We start from the raw sequence: 14436 nt of genomic DNA on the forward strand, positions 1-14436 counted from the left end.
CTGGCGCGGTTCAAGCCCGGCTTGTCCGCGCCCGAGTAAACCTTTCGCTGGCCGGGAGTTGCGTCCGCCCGCCGAGTGCCTAAATTGGCCGCAACAAATCAGGAGACATTCCCATGCCGACCATCGCCGTTACCGACGCCAGCTTCGAAGCCGACGTGCTCAAGTCCGACAAGCCGGTGCTCGTCGATTTCTGGGCGGACTGGTGCGGTCCGTGCAAGATGATCGGCCCGAGCCTTGAGGAAATCTCCGAGGAAATGGCTGGCGAACTGACCATCGCCAAGGTCGATATCATGGAGAACACTGACACCGCCGCCAAGTTCGGCGTGCAGTCGATCCCGCTGATGGTGCTGATCAAGAACGGCGAAGTTGTCGCGCACAAGCTGGGCGCCGCGCCGAAAAGCCAGATCAAGAGCTGGATCGAAAGCGTGATTTAAACTCAATCCTCCCTGAGCTTGCTTGGGGAGGGGGACCATCGCACAGCGATGGTGGAGGGGTAATGGCGCTGTCCGTGCGGCTGCGCCGACACCCCTCCGTCAGTCCTTCGGACTGCCACCTCCCCGAGCAAAGCTCAGGGAGGATTTTCAAATCAACGCCATCCGCGCAGCCAGTTCATCCCACAAGGCAGGACTGGACGCGCCGATCAGGCCTTTCTGCAAATGCGCGTCAACGCGGTAGGCGCGGCCATCGGGCCGTGCCGCCTTGCCGCCAGCCTCGTTAAGCAGCAGCACGCCTGCGGCATGATCCCAGGCCAGCGTGCGCTCGAAGATTGAGACATCGTTGATCCCCAACGCCAGCCGGGGCCATTGCTCGGCAGCGCAGCGCGGGATGTCGACGCAGGTGTAGTGCGGGGCGATCCCGGTCTTCAGCGCCTCACGTCGATCAGGGTCGGCGAAGACAAGCGAAATCGCGGCAATTGGCGGATTTTCGCCGCTGGGCCGCGCGTAAATTCGCTCCCCATCAACGTATGCGCCCTTGCCGAACTGCGCATGGCAAAAGCGACCCGACAGGCAGTCATAGATCCATCCACCGATGGTTTCTCCCCGCTCGGCCAGCGCGACCAGCACGCCGAACGGCAGCTTACCGGCAGCAAAATTGTTGGTCCCGTCAAGCGGATCGATGATCCAGCACAGGTCTTCAGACAGGCTCTCCATCAGCGACGGGTCGGCGTGGCAGGCCTCCTCGCCGACGACTGCCGCTTCGGGCAGCAGTTTGCCGAGACCTTCGGCAAGGATCGCTTCTGCCGCGTGATCGGCGACAGTGACCACGTCATCCAGCGCCTTGGCGTTGATCTGATCGGCGGTGAGCGACTGATAGTGCGGCAGGATCGCCATTTCGCTCGCCAGCTGCATCAGCTGGTGGACTTCGCGGGTGAGGGCCTCGCTCAAGAGCGGTAGTCCGCGTTGATTGAAATGTAGCCGTGCGTCAGGTCGCAGGTCCATACTGTCGCGCGGCCATCGCCAAGGCCGAGGTCGACCTCGATGGTCACTTCGCGGCCCTTGAGATGCGCGGCGACTGGCGCTTCGTCATAATCGGCTAGCGGCAGGCCATCGCGCGCCGCCCAGGTGCCGCCGAAACCGATCGAGAGCTTATCGCGGTCGGCAGGTTCGCCCGCCTTGCCCACGGCCATGACAACGCGGCCCCAGTTGGCATCCTCGCCAGCGATCGCGGTCTTGACCAGCGGGGAGTTGGCGATAGCAAGACCTACCTTGCGGGCGCTCTCGTCATTGATCGCTCCGGTCACCGAAATGGTAATGAACTTCTGCGCGCCTTCGCCATCCTTCACGACGAGGTGAGCAAGCTGCTTGCAGACGTCATGCAGGGCGCTTGCAAAGGCATCGGCGCCGGGGCTGTCGAACCCGGTCAACGGCGCATTGCCCGCCTTGCCGGTAGCGAAGGCCAGCACGGTGTCGCTCGTCGAGGTGTCGCTATCGACCGTGATGCACGAGAAGGACGAACGGTTCGCGGCTGACAGGCATTCTTGCAGGAACGCGGGCGAAACGGCGGCATCGGTAAAAATGTAACCGAGCATCGTCGCCATGTCGGGCGCGATCATGCCGCTGCCCTTGATGATGGCGCAGAGTGTGACCGTGCGGCCATCGACCACGGCTTGGGCGGTGGCGCCCTTAGAGAAAGTATCGGTAGTTCCGATAGTTCTGGCCGCATCCTCCCATGAACACTGAGGTGCAACAAGCGCCGCTGCCACGCCTTCGCGCGCCTTGTCCTTGGGTAGGGGTACGCCGATCACGCCGGTGGAAGAGACGAAGACTTCGTCCGCTTCGCAGCTAAGACCATCGGCAACCTGTTTCATGATCTGCTCGACCGCTTCGCGCCCGCGATAGCCGGTGAAGGCGTTGGAATTGCCGGCATTGACCACCAATGCCCGTGCGCGACCGGCTTTGACCTGCTCGCGGCCCAGTTCGACTTCGCTGGAACAGCAGACGTTGCGAGTGAACACGCCGGCCACCGCCGTGCCCTCGGCCAGTTCGGCAAAGGTCAGGTCGCAGCGGCCCCAGTCCTTGTACCCGGCGCGGGCGACGCGCAGCTTGACGCCGGCGATCGGCGGCATGACGGGGAAGGGCGAGGCGAGCGGGGAGACGGCGTCGGACATGGCCAAAGCCCTTATTGATGCTTGGCAGGGTGAGCAAGTATTGCCCTTTCGTCCGGCCTCGTTACTAACACTCCCGCACGGAATTTGTTCGCAATCATAAGACGTTGCATTTTTGGGCGAGAGGAAGGTCTCGATCATGTTCATCGCCGTTTCGCTGCTGATGCTAACCTCGGCGCCCCTCGCGCGTGTCAACGGAGTCCAGGCTACTCCGCCGCAGCCCGGAGCTTATCTGTCGGTTCCATCACAGCCATCTGGCCTGCCGCGTCCGGCGAGACCAGAAAGTAGCCCGGCGCAATGGGTCACGATGAGCGACTATCCCGCCTCAGCCTTGCGTGAGCGGATAACCGGTACGGTTCGGTTCCGAGCCATTGTGGATACGGTCGGTCGCGTCAGTGAATGCATTATCGTGCAAAGCGCTGGTTCGCCCGCTCTTGATGAGGCCACATGCAGATTGGTCAGGGAGCGAGCCCGGTTTACGCCAGCTCTCAACACGCGAGGGAAGCCTGTTCAGGGCACTTACCAGAACGCAGTGCGCTGGGTCATTCCGAGCGACGTCCCGCGCGCTGGTCCAAATCCCGGCGAAGCGGTGATGAGCATGCTCGTCAACGAGGACGGCACAATGAGCGATTGCCGGATTGAAAAATCGTCGGAGGATATGCCGGGCGGGGTTGCCGGTGCGAGACAGTGCGGTGTCAGGAAGATGCTCCCCTATCGCGATCAATCCGGCAATCCAATCAAGCGCCGCGTCGTGACCACGATCAGGGTTGATGTGGTACCGGTTGATTGATTTTCGTCAGGACTGGACCTTGCCGTTACAAAGCCCTATCTTGCAGCCTCCGATGAAGCGTATCATTCTCGCCTTTCTCGCCCTCATGGGGCTCGTCGCGCAAGGCGCGCCGGTTCAGGCGCGCATGTGTGGGGTCGGGAGCGAGCAGGTCGGGGCGGTTTCTTCCGTTCGGGTCCAGCGCCAGGCGCTCACTGCTCAGGTGGCGCCAAGCGCTGCCGCTGTGGCCAAACCTGACCGGAAAGATCGCGATTGTACCCCCGCTGCGGCGGAACGCAAACGCCCGGTCTATATCCCCGCAGTCCAGCTCGGAAGCGACCGCGCGCGCGAATAGCGTCGGTTTTCAACCCTATGGTTGTCCGTCAGCGCACGCCTGCGCCTGACACCTGCTTCAATTCCATCGCATTTTCGCGCCCGACGGCGCCCCCGTAAATTCAGGAAATCCCTATGATCGGCGCCATTGCCAAGCGCATTTTCGGCTCGTCCAACGACCGTTATGTCAAGTCCCTCGACAAGATCGTTCGTCAGATCGCGGCTTATGAACCCACGCTCGAAGCCCTGACCGACGATGAACTGCGCGCCCAGACCGACAAGTTCCGCGCCCAGCTGATCGAAGGACAATCGCTCGACGATATCCTGCCCGAAGCCTTCGCCACGGTGCGCGAGGCGTCGAAGCGTGTTCTCGGCATGCGGCATTTCGACGTCCAGATGATCGGCGGCATCGTGCTCCATCGCGGCGAAATTGCCGAAATGCGTACGGGTGAGGGCAAGACGCTGGTGGCAACGCTGGCGGTCTATCTCAACGCCATCGAGGGCAAGGGCGTCCACGTCGTCACGGTCAACGATTACCTTGCCCGCCGCGACGCCGACTGGATGGGCCAGATCTACAAGTTCCTCGGCCTGACCGTGGGCGTGATCGTGCCCAACCTGGTAGAGGAAGAGCGCCGCGTCGCCTACGAATCCGACATTACCTACGCGACGAACAACGAACTCGGCTTCGATTACCTGCGCGACAACATGAAGCACGAGCGGTCGCAAATGGTGCACCGCCCCTTCAACTTCGCCATCGTCGACGAGGTCGATTCAATCCTGATCGACGAAGCGCGCACTCCGCTGATCATCTCCGGGCCGACTGACGACAAGAGCGACCTCTACGTCTCGGTCGACGCCATCGTGAAGCGCCTGCCCGAGGAGCTTTACGAAAAGGACGAGAAGACCAAGTCGATCACCCTGACCGAAGACGGCGTCGAATGGGCCGAGCGCGAGCTGGAAAATGCCGGGCTGCTCGAAGGGTCGAACCTCTACGATGTGGAGAACACGCAGGTCGTCCATCACCTCAACGAAGCGCTGCGTGCCGTGATCATGTTCAAGCGCGACGATGACTATGTGGTCGAAGACGGCAAGATCGTGATCATCGACGAGTTCACCGGTCGCAAGATGGATGGCCGCCGCTGGTCGAACGGTCTGCACCAGGCGGTTGAGGCCAAGGAAGGCGTCCAGATCGAGCCCGAGAACCAGACCATGGCCTCGATTACCTTCCAGAACTATTTCCGCATGTACCCCAAGCTGGGCGGCATGACCGGCACGGCGGCGACCGAAGCGGCCGAATTCTTCGACATCTACAAGATGAACGTCGTCACCATCCCGACCAATATCCCGGTCAAGCGCATCGATGATGAGGACGAATTCTACAAGAACACGGCTGACAAGTTCGCCGCCATCGCCAAGCTGATTCGCGAACGCAGCGACAGCGGCCAGCCGGTGCTGGTCGGCACGGTCTCGATCGAGAAGAGCGAGCTGCTGTCCGATTACCTCAACAAGGAAGGCGTCAAGCACGCCGTTCTCAACGCACGGTTCCACGAAATGGAAGCCCACATCGTTGCACAGGCCGGACGGCTTGGCGCGGTGACAGTCGCCACCAACATGGCTGGCCGTGGCACCGACATTCAGCTCGGCGGCAATGCCGAATTCCGCATCAACGACGAGCTCAAGGATATTCCTGAAGGCGACAAGCATGATGCCGGGGTCGAACGCATCAAGGCCGAAGTCGCCGCCGAAAAGGAGGCAGTCCTGGCCGCCGGCGGGCTCTGCGTGATCGGCACCGAACGCCACGAAAGCCGCCGCATCGATAACCAGCTGCGCGGCCGTTCGGGCCGTCAGGGCGATCCGGGCATGTCGAAGTTCTACCTCTGCCTCGAGGATGACCTGCTGCGTATCTTCGGGCCGGACACCCTGTTCAGCCGCATGATGAATTCGAACCTTGCCGATGGCGAGGCGATCGGATCGAAGTGGCTGTCGAAGGCGATCGAGACCGCGCAGAAGAAGGTTGAGGCGCGCAACTACGACATCCGCAAGCAGGTCGTCGAATACGATGACGTGATGAACGACCAGCGCAAGGTGATCTACGAACAGCGCGCCGACATCATGGACGCCGATGCGGTGGACGAAGTCGTCGTCGACATGCGCCGCGATACCGTCAACGCACTGGTCGGCGATGCCTGCCCTCCCGGGTCCTATCCTGAACAGTGGGACGTCGCCGGCCTGAAGGAACGCCTTGCTGACGTGCTAGGCATTGAAATTCCCTTCGAGGCATGGATCGAGGAAGACGGCATCGATCCCGAAGAGGTCGAGGAACGCGTGTCCAGACTTGCCGACGAGGCGATGGACGCCAAGATGATCGATAATCAGGAGATCTGGCGTCAGGTCGAAAAGAGCGTCCTGCTCGAACGGCTCGACCATTACTGGAAGGAACACCTCGCCACGCTCGACGCACTGCGGCAGGTGGTGTTCCTGCGCGCCTATGCGCAGAAGCAGCCGATCAACGAGTACAAGCGCGAAGCGTTCAGCCTGTTCGAGCGCATGCTTGAGGCGATCCGCGAGGACGTGACCAAGATCCTGTCGACAAGCCAGTTGCAATTCGCCCCGCCGCCTGAGCTGCCCGACCTGCCGGACTTCCTGACCGGTCACATTGATCCGTTTACCGGTGAGAACGATGGATACAAGCCGCTAGTCGGGTCAGAAGCCATGCTGGCAACGCTCGGCACGGCCGCGCCGACGGCTGAGCATGCCGCGCTGGGCAAGGATCCTTACGAAGCGCTGGGCCTGTCGCGCAATGCGCCGTGCCCCTGTGGTTCAGGCGCGAAGTACAAGCACTGCCACGGGGCGGCTGCCTGATAAGATGAGGCGCCCCGGTCTCGGCCGGGGCTCGTCTTACATCGGGTCCAGCACAACCACCGGGATCAGACGGTCGGTGCGTGACTGGTAGATGTCGTAATTCGGCCAATTCGTCACGCATTCGGCCCAGATTTCCTCGCGCTCGGGCGACTCCGCCGTGCGTGCGCGAGCCTTGAACACGCGGTCCTTGATCTGGACTTCGCAGGCAGGGTCCTCAAGCAGGTTGAGATACCACTGCGGGTGTTCGGGCCAGCCGCCCTTGCTGGCGATGATCACCGGCGCGTCGCCGACCTGGGTATAGATGATTGCGATGGTCCGCTTCTGCTTGCTCTTGCGGCCGGTGAAAGTGAGCAAAAGTGTGGTGACCCCGTTCCAGATATAGCCGGTTTCGCCATTGGTCTCGCGGTAAACGCGGACGTGCTCCTCACCCTTCAGGCTGAGGTCGGTGCCCGGCACGGACTGGACTTTCGACGTATCGACCACTGGCTTCTCCCAAACGCATTCTGGCTCCCCGCTGAAATGCCACGGCGACCCGGCGCTTGTCCAGAAAGATCGAAAAGGGGAATGATTATTCGCTAATGCGAATTAGTATTGAGGTCTGTCAGTTTGATGATGCTTCGACGCCTCGCCGAACTGCAAGGTAGTTCATCGTGGCGAAAAGCTCGCTTGCGCCGCCTTTGTAAGTCCAGGCAACGGGACCGCCGGGTACGATCCGGAAGAGATCGAAGGCCGATAGCAGCTTGACGAAATCGTTCAGGAAGGTCCGAGAACTGATGTTGTTCTCACCGAATTCGAACTGCACGCAATCGATGCGGCCCTCTGCGAGCATAGTCCGCGCGCCCTTCAGGGCGGCGAGTTCGTGGCCCTCGATGTCAAGCTTGAGGAAATGGATCCGCTCGATGTCCCGGCTGGCGCTGAAGGCATCAATCGTCGTCAGATCAACTTTCTCGTCAAGTGCGGCATCGAACGGTCGGATCGGACGTTCGAGTTCGACCAACGAGGCAATGGTTGAACAGGCTTCCGATGAATGGAGGACGGCGGTCCCTTCGGCATCGCTGACGCCAAGGCGATGGGCTTCAACGGAAGCGCAAGAGTTCCGGGTGCGCCGGACAAGCTCGGCATATGTCGAGCTGGCCGGTTCGAACGCATGAATCCTGCATCCTGGGCCAAACCCTGCCTGACAGTGCTGGCTGAACTCCCCGACATTCGCGCCGATGTCGAAAATGACCGGGGCCTGGATGCCTTTCAGCCTCTGACGGACGAAGTCGATCGCCTCTTTTTCTCCCGAACTGTCGAAGGCCGAAGCCCAGAAGTTCATTCCTACCAGCGCGACCAGATGAAGATGCTCCCACAACGGATTGAGTTGCCGGCGCCGGATAAAACTGACCAGAGACATGATTTTTCCTGAGGTGAATTGGACGCGGCTTAGCGCGCGAGAATCAAGAACGCGTGGGCAGGGCGCGCGCAGGATTGCCGGCCCATGTCTGTCCCTGAGGAACGTCCCGCGTCACGACAGAACCAGCGCCGATTATGGCCCCGTCACCAATCGTGACGCCGGGCAGGATAATCGCACTTGCCCCGATCCACGCGCGCGATCCGATCCGAATTGGTGCATTTCGGTAAGCAATTGTCTCGCCGAAGGTAGATGGATCGAGCCCAACATCGATTATCATGCATCTGGCCGACAGAACCGCGTCATCACCGATTTCTATGCCGCACCCGCCATTGAGGAATACGCCGTGGTTGATTGCAACATTCCGGCCCAATCGCACGCCACCGGGCACCAGCACGGTGAACGGGCCGAATATTTCGACCCGCTTGCCGAACAGCATGTAGCCCCTCGCGCGCCGAAAAAGTCGGCCGACTGCAATGATAACCCGGCTTGCCATGGCAGCACGGCTAGTAGAATGCGAGGTCATATGCAATCAGCCGCACTCGCGACGAGACACAGGGTCTTTCAATGACATGCGTTTGAATAGTGTCGCGGCCGCGGTGCATGGCGAGCTGCAGCGGCTGCGCAATTCCCCGCGCGTGTTCCTGCTCGGCTTGGCGAGCCTTGCGCTCAGGCTGTGCGGGATGGCTGTCACCTTCGGGACTGGCGTCATCCTCGCGCGGATGTGGGGGCCGGGCGATTTCGGCGTCTATGGCCTGGTAATTTCTCTGTCTGGCCTGTTCGTCAACATCGTCCTCCTCGGCACTCCCCAGCTTGCTGTGCGCGATTTCGCCATCCGTTCCGCACACGGCTGTTGGAGCGAGATCCGCGATCGGGCGAGGCGTTTCCAGTTCAGCTCGATGGTCGCCTCGCTTTTGCTGCTTGCTGCCGCTGGGCTGGTAGCGTTCTGGCGCGGGGGCTTCCTCGGAATCGCAAGCAGGGACCTGCTGACAGGAGCGGTGCTAACTGCCTTCGTCGCGCAGGTCGCGCTACTGTCCTCCAGCCTGCGGGGAATAGGGCAAATGGGGCGAGGGCAGTTCATGGACATCCTGGGACGTCCCGCAACCCTATTCGCAATTCTGGTCCCTGCGGTCCTGATCGGCCACGGCGTATCGGTCAGCGAGGTGCTGTATATCCAGCTGAGCGTGGCCATTGTGGCATTTGCTGTCAGCCAAGTCTGGTTTGGCCGAGCCACTCTTCAAGCGGACCACCACGAGCGGCTGGTGACGGGACCTGAGGCCAGACCGGCCTGGCTCAAAGTGGCACTCCCGCTCGGCATGATCGATATCCTGCGCCAGCTTGACGGAACCTATGGGCTGATCATTATCGGCTGGCTATCACCGGGAGACGAACTGGGACTTTACCGCGTGGCACTGTCCTGCGGGGCTCTTCTCACGCTGCCGCTGAGCATTGTTCATAACATTCTGGCCCCGGAAATCTCGCGGTTGAGCCATTCGGGCGACAGGGTCGCGCTTCAGGCCGTGCTTGACCGCGTCAGCCGGTCGATGTCGGCAATAGCCGTGGCGATGGCAGCCGGGGTTATACTGCTTGGCAAACCGCTGCTGGTCTTCGCATTCGGTGAAGCTTACGCAGGGGCATGGGCGCCGCTATCGGTGATCGCCCTCACGCAGCTTTCGTTCAGCCTGTTCGGGATGGGGCCGATCCTGCTCGCCATGGCTGGCCAGGAACGTGCTCTGACCCTGATTTACACCATTGGCGTCGCGGTGGGTGCATCCGTCGCTGTCGCTCTGTTGCTGTCGGGTTTCGGCGGGGTAGGCGGCGCACTTGCCCAGTTTGTTTCAATCACTTTCGTAGCCGTGCTTTCAGATCGCACGGCCTATCGCCAACTCGGGGTACATACTTCGATCATCCGCTGGAGGTGGGCAGAGCGCCAATAGCTATCAGGCTCTCAGGAAAAGGCGCTACGGGCCGCGCTCAGCCGCCTTGCGAGCGAAGGACCCAAAACGACAAGCGCGCCAAGAACGACAGTCTCGCGAAGCATGACGCCGCGGGCGCGCAGGTCAGGCAGGGATCTGACATGATGCCTGACAGCAGAAAACTGCTGATAGGGAAGGTGGGCTGCCAATCGCGCCGCATTGTGTGCAACGCGGGCCGTTACGATTCTGAGCGTCTTTGCCGCGACCCTGCCGTCCCTGCGGGCCAGCTGTTCGATCGCCGAAATGGTCAGGAAGGCCCGGCGGTAATTGCGCACCGCCCTCTGCACCGTGCGGGCATCGCCGCTGTGGTTGGCGCCATGCAAGCGATAACGGAACAGCTTTTCGTCGATGTAGACCATGCCCACGTCCCGCTGCAAAGCGATCCAATAGGCAAGCGGCCAATCCTGATAGACGTTGCGTGGATCAGGCAGGGTGAATACCCATTCGATGAAATTGGCCCATTTGATCCGGCTCTTGCGGAACGAGAAGGCGCTGCCAAGCCAGATGTAATCGCCCAGGTTTAGCAGGCCATCGCGCAACAGTGCTTCGCGCTGCGGCGCTGATGCCGGGCCCAGGACTGCCCTGGGGCGAGTGGGAGCATCTGTAGGCCTGCATTCTGCGTCGGCATAGACCAGATCGTGTGTCACGAAGCCGACGCGGGGGTCGGCGAATTGCGCCCGCACGGCTGCGAGTTTGCCGGGCTCCCACGTATCGTCACCATCAAGCAGCGCAACAATGTCGCCCCGGGCGGCTTGAACCCCGGCAACAGTGGCTAACATGACACCGCCGTTCACTGACGTGGAAACCAGCCGTGCTTCGGAATAGGTCGCAATAATGCTCGAGCTATCGTCGGTGGAGCAATCATCGACGACGATGATTTCGAAAGGGCCAGCTAACTCCTGCGCAAGAACGGAATCGATGGCTTCACGAATGTAGGCGGCAAGGTTGTAGCAGGTGATCACCACGCTGATCAGAGGCCGAGCCTCACCGCTTTTTTCGATTTCATTCATCCACGCAGGATAGGGTCAACCCGAACCGGCATAAACGCGTAGTGCGTTCATTTTGGACGCAATTTTTGGATCGTACCGGGTGAATCAGCTGTCGCGGCCAGGGTCTCGGCAGGTGGCTCGAGCTCACCCTTCGTTCATGATGAACAACTGCTCCCGAACCGGACTGAAGTTCAATTTTTTCAGTTCAGGCCACCGGCGACTTCATTTATCGGCCATGACCTGCCGATCGTTCAGGTGTGACGCTTGAGCCGGACCAGCGCCTCATCAAGCGCCGAGAGGAAGCGCGAACGATCAGTCTTCGAGAACGGCGCGGGGCCACCGATTATGTCCCCGCCCGCGCGCAGATCGGCCATGATCGCGCGGGTGGCGATAGCGCTGCCGATGGAGTTGAGCGTGAAGGGCTTGCCACTGGGCGAAATCGCGGTGCCCCCGGCCTTGAGGCAGCGGTCGGCGAGCAGGATATCGGCGGTGATGCAGACTGTGCCTGGGGCGGCGCGCTCGGCAATCCAGTCATCCGCCGCGTCAAAGCCATCGCTCACCACGACGCGGCTGATCAATTCGTGCTGCGGCACCCGGATCGGGCTGTTGCTGACGACGGTAACCGGAACACCATGCCGGAAGGCGACCTTGTAGATCTCCTCCTTTACCGGACAGGCATCGGCATCGACGTGGATCGCGATCATTTGGGCGTCTTGGGGCCCTTGCGGTGGACGAACTTCTTTTGCGCGCGCGGCGCGTGCTTGCCGCCACCGGGGCCGGAGCGGGGAGGACCATCGCCACGCGGACCATTATCGCGGGGGCCACGATCGCGGTGCACGCGATTGCCTTGAGCATTGTCGCGGCGGCCTTCGTGCGAACGCGGCGCTTCGTCACGCGGCTTGCCTTCGATCGCGACGATCTCGACATCGGGGTCTTCTTCCGCGGTGCGCTTTACGGCATCGAGGAAGCGCGAGGCGGCTGGGCCGGCGATCTCGAACAGGGTCTCGTCAGCGGTCAGGCGGATCGCACCAATGTCGGAACGGCTGACATGGCCGCGGCGGCAAAGCAACGGCAGGATCCAGCGCGGATCGGCGTTCTGGCGGCGGCCGACGTTGAGCCGGAACCACGAGCTGCCTTCGAAACCCGGACGCGGACCGCGCTGCGGGGCAGAAGCCTCGGCGGCGAGCAATTCCTCGGGCTGGGGCAGACGCGAGCGGTGCGCCTGGACGAGGGCCACGGCGATATCTTCAGCGCTGCGCTCGGTGAGCAGGCGCGCGGCCAGTTCACGGTCACCTTCACCGGCTTCTACGGGCGCGAGCAGGGCGGAGAGCAGGCGCTCGCTGTCAGCCGCGCGGATTTCGGCAGCTGACGGTGCGTTGATCCATTCGGCCGGAACGCGGGCATCGCGCAGCATCGATTCGACACGGCGGCGCCGCGGGTACGGCACGATCAGTATTGCCGTGCCTTTCTTGCCGGCGCGGCCCGTACGGCCCGAACGGTGCTGAAGCACTTCGGCATCGCGCGGGATCTCGACGTGGACGACCAGCGACAGCGTCGGAAGGTCAATGCCGCGCGCAGCAACGTCAGTGGCAACGCAGACGCGGGCGCGTCGGTCACGCAGGGCCTGCAACGCGTGGTTGCGCTCATTCTGGCTGTGCTCGCCCGAAAGCGCGACGGCGGCAAAGCCGCGCTCGGTCAGGCTGGCGTGAAGGTGGCGGACATTGTCGCGCGTGGCGCAGAACAGCATCGCCGTTTCGGCTTCGTGCAGGCGCAGGACGTTGACCACGGTGTTTTCGATGTCCGCCGGCGCAACGGCCATCGCCTGATAGGCAATATCCCCGTGTCCGCGCTCCGAATCGACGGTCGAGATGCGCAGGGCATCCTGCTGGTAGCGCTTGGCAAGCGCGACGATCGGTTTAGGCATCGTCGCTGAAAACAGCAGCGTGCGGCGGCCTTCGGGCGTGGCGTCGAGCAGTTCCTCAAGGTCTTCGCGGAAGCCCATGTCCAGCATTTCGTCGGCCTCGTCGAGGACGGCGACCGAGAGTTCGCGCAGATCGAGCGAGCCGCGCTCAAGGTGATCGCGCAGACGTCCGGGGGTGCCCACGACAATGTGCGCGCCTTGGCTGAGTGCGCGGCGTTCCTTTGACGGGTCCATGCCGCCAACGCAGGTGGCAACGCGTACGCCGGTGGCGGAGAACAGCCACTCAAGCTCGCGGCTGACCTGCAGGGCCAGTTCGCGGGTGGGGGCAACAACCAGCGCCAGCGGCGCCATCGTAAAACGCGCGCGGCCGCCATCGTCAAGCAATTGCGGCGCCATGGCGAGGCCGAAAGCGACGGTCTTGCCCGAGCCGGTCTGGGCGGACACCAGAAGGTCGCGGCCGACCGCTTCGGGTTCGAGAACGGCGGCCTGAACGGCGGTGGGCGCGGCATAGCCGCGGGCGGTCAAGGCATCGCCCAGCAGCGTGAAAGTCGTGTTGAAAGTCATGGTCTCTATCTTCGATGGGCAGCATCACAGGCTGCTGGGAACATCGCTTGACAGACCAAGGTGCGGAATCGCCGCGGCTGATTGCGATGAAGAAAAATGGCTCCCTGAGTAGTTCAGCCACTAGCGATAAATTTCAGGTACTTAGGAAAGCCTCACTACCTACTATGTCCGACGCTATCCTGCGGCGTCCGGTGAGGGAATGCCTCACATTTGGGCGCATACACAAGCTGCCGGCTGATGTCCAACTGGCATCTCTACGGATGGCCGCGGGCGCACGAAAACTGATCTCGGCAGTCATCCAAAAGATCAAGCGCATCCTTGCTCCGCTTCCTTGTCCCTACAGCGACCCCGAATGCGGCGATTACCCCTGCTCGCGATGCCAGGGGGATCGAGCATGGTGACTCTAGCCGAGATCGAACGTCTCAAATCCCACCCCTCACATACCGAAGGAGCCGCGTGACATGGCGGAAGGACAAACAACTCACGGCATCGAAGCTATCGTTCTGGTGCGCGCCGATGACCCAGACAAGAAGCCGATCCTCTATGCCTGCCCGAAGTGCGGCGGACTGAACTCGCCTGCGATCTATATCGCTACGGAAGAGCGCAAACATCAGGCGGCGCGCGAAGCAGCGGAGAACTGCTATACCTGCCGAACCCATAACACCTGCGACACCTGCGAATGCGAAACGCCGAAGGGCTGGACGCGGTGCGAGTCCTGCCGGTTCAAGGCAAGACTAGAAGCTGCCGTGGAAGTGCCTGACGATGGCGGGCCATATTGCGCCTTCGACGGTGATGAATATTTCCAAGAGCTTGATCAAGCCGCCGACGCTGGCCTTGAATGGGTAAGCCCTTGCGACATCACCTATCCGCGCATTGATCCGGCTGACATTTACGACAGCCTGCTGTCCGACATGCACGAAGACGCCAGCATTGATGACCTGAACGCAACTGCGGCGCTCGATGCCGCGATTGATGCATTCAACAAGGCGCAGACGCAGCAGTCATGGTTTGGCGACGTGAAGCGCAA

14 protein-coding genes are annotated in these 14436 nt (G+C 61.8%); 6 read left to right on the top strand and 8 right to left on the bottom strand.

Annotated elements, in window-relative coordinates:
* The first annotated feature begins 113 nt into the window (after positions 1–113).
* Entirely contained in the window at positions 114–434 is a 321-nt protein-coding gene (gene trxA / locus RMO89_RS12080; protein ID WP_310533366.1) for a thioredoxin, read from the top strand.
* A 147-nt stretch (positions 435–581) separates the two neighbouring features.
* Here trxA and RMO89_RS12085 read toward each other — a convergent pair whose 3' ends face one another.
* Together RMO89_RS12085 and argJ are read right to left on the bottom strand one after the other, a co-directional pair.
* Entirely contained in the window at positions 582–1349 is a 768-nt protein-coding gene (locus RMO89_RS12085; RefSeq protein ID WP_310533380.1) for an inositol monophosphatase family protein, read from the bottom strand.
* 32 nt (positions 1350–1381) lie between these two features.
* A complete protein-coding gene (gene argJ, locus RMO89_RS12090; RefSeq protein ID WP_310533367.1) occupies positions 1382–2608 on the bottom strand; it encodes a bifunctional glutamate N-acetyltransferase/amino-acid acetyltransferase ArgJ in 1227 nt (408 codons plus the stop codon).
* A gap of 304 nt (positions 2609–2912) precedes the next feature.
* Here argJ and RMO89_RS12095 point away from each other — a divergent pair, with 304 nt between their 5' ends.
* From RMO89_RS12095 to secA, 3 genes are all read left to right on the top strand, one after another.
* A complete protein-coding gene (locus tag RMO89_RS12095; protein WP_310533368.1) occupies positions 2913–3395 on the top strand; it encodes an energy transducer TonB in 483 nt (160 codons plus the stop codon).
* A gap of 52 nt (positions 3396–3447) precedes the next feature.
* Positions 3448–3726: a hypothetical protein gene (locus tag RMO89_RS12100; RefSeq protein ID WP_310533369.1), complete on the top strand. Its 279-nt coding sequence runs from the start codon at positions 3448–3450 to the stop codon at positions 3724–3726.
* Positions 3727–3839: 113 nt separating this feature from the next.
* Complete coding sequence (gene secA / locus RMO89_RS12105) at positions 3840–6566, top strand: preprotein translocase subunit SecA (protein ID WP_310533371.1); 2727 nt, start codon at positions 3840–3842, stop codon at positions 6564–6566.
* A 36-nt stretch (positions 6567–6602) separates the two neighbouring features.
* Here the strand turns inward: secA and RMO89_RS12110 are convergent, their stop codons facing one another.
* The 3 genes from RMO89_RS12110 to RMO89_RS12120 form a co-directional block, all read right to left on the bottom strand.
* Entirely contained in the window at positions 6603–7049 is a 447-nt protein-coding gene (locus RMO89_RS12110) for a nitroreductase family deazaflavin-dependent oxidoreductase (protein ID WP_310533372.1), read from the bottom strand.
* Positions 7050–7167: 118 nt separating this feature from the next.
* The gene (locus RMO89_RS12115) at positions 7168–7962 is read right to left on the bottom strand and encodes an FkbM family methyltransferase (RefSeq protein WP_310533373.1); all 795 of its coding nucleotides are present in this window, start codon (positions 7960–7962) and stop codon (positions 7168–7170) included.
* A gap of 43 nt (positions 7963–8005) precedes the next feature.
* Positions 8006–8455 (bottom strand): acyltransferase, encoded by a 450-nt coding sequence (locus tag RMO89_RS12120; protein ID WP_310533374.1) that lies wholly within the window; start codon positions 8453–8455, stop codon positions 8006–8008.
* Between the two features lie 76 nt (positions 8456–8531).
* On the opposite strand from RMO89_RS12120, the gene RMO89_RS12125 reads away from it, so the two are divergent.
* Positions 8532–9896, top strand: a complete 1365-nt coding sequence (locus RMO89_RS12125) for a lipopolysaccharide biosynthesis protein (protein ID WP_310533375.1) — start codon at positions 8532–8534, stop codon at positions 9894–9896.
* Positions 9897–9907: 11 nt separating this feature from the next.
* Here the strand turns inward: RMO89_RS12125 and RMO89_RS12130 are convergent, their stop codons facing one another.
* The 3 genes from RMO89_RS12130 to RMO89_RS12140 form a co-directional block, all read right to left on the bottom strand.
* Positions 9908–10945 carry a glycosyltransferase gene (locus tag RMO89_RS12130; protein ID WP_310533376.1) on the bottom strand — a complete coding sequence of 346 codons (1038 nt, stop codon included), beginning with the start codon at positions 10943–10945 and terminating at the stop codon, positions 9908–9910.
* 230 nt (positions 10946–11175) lie between these two features.
* Positions 11176–11628 carry a YaiI/YqxD family protein gene (locus RMO89_RS12135; protein ID WP_409035545.1) on the bottom strand — a complete coding sequence of 151 codons (453 nt, stop codon included), beginning with the start codon at positions 11626–11628 and terminating at the stop codon, positions 11176–11178.
* On the bottom strand, positions 11625–13409 hold the full coding sequence (locus RMO89_RS12140; RefSeq protein WP_310533377.1) for a DEAD/DEAH box helicase: 1785 nt from the start codon (positions 13407–13409) through the stop codon (positions 11625–11627). Before RMO89_RS12140 ends, RMO89_RS12135 begins: the two co-directional genes overlap by 4 nt.
* Before the next feature lie 461 nt (positions 13410–13870).
* Here RMO89_RS12140 and RMO89_RS12145 point away from each other — a divergent pair.
* On the top strand, positions 13871–14436 hold a 566-nt coding region (locus RMO89_RS12145), incomplete at its 3' end, for a hypothetical protein (protein WP_310533378.1).

This window comes from Novosphingobium sp., from assembly GCF_031424035.1.
Lineage (GTDB): Bacteria > Pseudomonadota > Alphaproteobacteria > Sphingomonadales > Sphingomonadaceae > Novosphingobium.